The sequence below is a fragment of the Kocuria sp. KRD140 genome, from assembly GCF_017168375.1.
Classification (GTDB): domain Bacteria; phylum Actinomycetota; class Actinomycetes; order Actinomycetales; family Micrococcaceae; genus Kocuria; species Kocuria marina.
On sequence record NZ_JABFAW010000012.1, the window covers coordinates 1 to 390 of the forward strand.

Sequence of the window (390 nt, forward strand, 5' to 3'; positions counted from 1 at the left end):
CTATAGTATCTATAGTTTTAATCATAGTCGGCGTAGTTTCGTTAAACATTTTCGGAACATCGCATTAATTGCTTTATTCCAATTGCTTTATTGACGTTGAGCCTCGGAACCCTTAACAATCCCAAAACTTGTCGAATGGTCGGCTTAATAGCTCACGCTATGCCGACATTCGTCTTCAAGTTTAGTTAAGGGTTCTTCTCAACGCACAATAAATTTTCTCTGCATAAATACGTGGTCTATTTTTTGTTTTCTGAAGGTTTCCAAAATAAAACCACAGCCATAAAAAATAAGTAATAAATAATAAACCAAAAATCTAAATGACTTTGATTTATTTGTTGATATATAAAAACTAGCATCAAAATAGACAAAAGTAATTGCACAGAAAAACGT

1 protein-coding gene is annotated in these 390 nt (G+C 32.3%); it reads right to left on the reverse strand.

What is annotated here, in order from left to right; all coding sequences use genetic code 11:
* Window positions 1-198: 198 nt before the first annotated feature.
* The coding region (locus J1M36_RS12135) for a hypothetical protein (protein WP_206479956.1) at window positions 199-390 on the reverse strand (192 nt) is incomplete at its 5' end.